This window comes from Mycobacterium intermedium (genome assembly GCF_002086275.1).
GTDB lineage: Bacteria > Actinomycetota > Actinomycetes > Mycobacteriales > Mycobacteriaceae > Mycobacterium > Mycobacterium intermedium.
This window is the reverse complement of record NZ_MVHT01000230.1, coordinates 1-1,539: the sequence shown is the minus strand read 5'-3', so window position 1 is coordinate 1,539 and position 1,539 is coordinate 1. Positions and strand designations below refer to the sequence as shown.

The 1,539-nt window shown below is 61.5% G+C and carries 1 protein-coding gene; it reads left to right on the top strand.

Going from position 1 to position 1,539, the window contains the following annotated elements; all coding sequences use genetic code 11:
* On the top strand, window positions 1–1,539 hold a 1,539-nt coding region (locus BST27_RS30350; protein WP_428842048.1), incomplete at both ends, for a beta strand repeat-containing protein.

Genomic DNA, 1,539 nt, shown 5'->3' with positions numbered 1-1,539 from the left:
GGCAGCGGCAACATCGGCATCGGCCTCAGCGGCAACAACCAGTACGGCTTCGGCAACTGGAACTCCGGCAGCGGCAACGTCGGCCTGTTCAACTCGGGCACCGGCAACGTCGGCTTCTTCAACTCCGGCACCGGAAACATCGGCATCGGCAACTCCGGCAGCAACAACACGGGCTTCGGCAACAGCGGCAGCACCAACACCGGCTTGTTCAACACCGGCAGGGTCAACACCGGGATCGGTAACTCGGGCAACCTCAACACCGGCAGCTTCAACCCCGGCAATACGAACACCGGAGGCTTCAACCCGGGCAGCTACAACACCGGATTGTTCAACACCGGCAACTACAACACCGGCCTGGGCAACACGGGCAACGTCAACACCGGCTTTTTAAACGCCGGCAGCTACAACAACGGCATCGGATGGCGGGCCGACTATCAAGGCCTGGTCAGCCTCAACGCGACCACGATCATCCCCGACAGCGCCGTTCCGTTCGAGTTCGACGTGCCGATTCACCTGACCATACCGATAGACGTCGTACTTCCCACCATCACGACCTCGAGCTTCACCATTCCAGCATTGAAGGTCAACCTCGACACGATCATTGGCGACGCGACCCTCGACATCACCTCAATTGGTTTCCCCAATCTGACCATCGGCCTGCCCTTCATCGGCATCAACATCGGCACACCGGTAGGGGCGGTCGGGCCGTTGATCCACATCACCGGCGATGGTCGGCTGCTGCCCATCACATTCACCGGCATCGACATCAAGCCGGCGCCGGGCTTCGGGAACTCGACCACCAACCCGTCGTCGGGCTTCTTCAATTCCGGAAGTGGCAGCTCTTCGGGCTTCATGAACATCGGCGCCAACGCATCCGGCCTCCTCAACCTTGCGTCCGGCACCTCAGGAATCTCGGGCTACAAAGTCTTCGGTGACCTGATATCGGGCGTCTCGAACCTGGGCAACACCGTTTCGGGTCTGTTCAACACCAGCTCCGCCACCGACCTGTTCACGACACCCGCCGTTGTCTCCGGAGTCGGCAACATCGGCAACAACCTGGCGGGCTTCCTGCGCAGCACCGCGACAGGTTCGTTGTTCAATGTGGGCTTCGCCGATCTCGGCCAGTCGAACGTGGGCAGCGGAAACATCGGGGATTTCAACCTGGGCAACGGAAACATCGGCGGCTACAACGTCGGCAGCGGCAACATCGGCAGCCAGAACCTCGGCAGCGGCAACATCGGCAGCTTCAACATCGGCTTCGGCAACAGCGGTCCCGCGCTGACGACAGCCCTGAACAACATCGGGATCGGCAACACCGGCAGCAACAACGTCGGCTTCGGAAACTTCGGGGACGGAAACATCGGCTTCGGCAACACCGGCAGCGGCAACATCGGCATCGGCCTCAGCGGCAACAACAACGACGGCTTCGGCAACTGGAACTCCGGCAGCGGCAACGTCGGCCTGTTCAACTCGGGCACCGGCAACGTCGGCTTCTTCAACTCCGGCACCGGAAACTTCGGCATCGGCAACTCCGGCAGC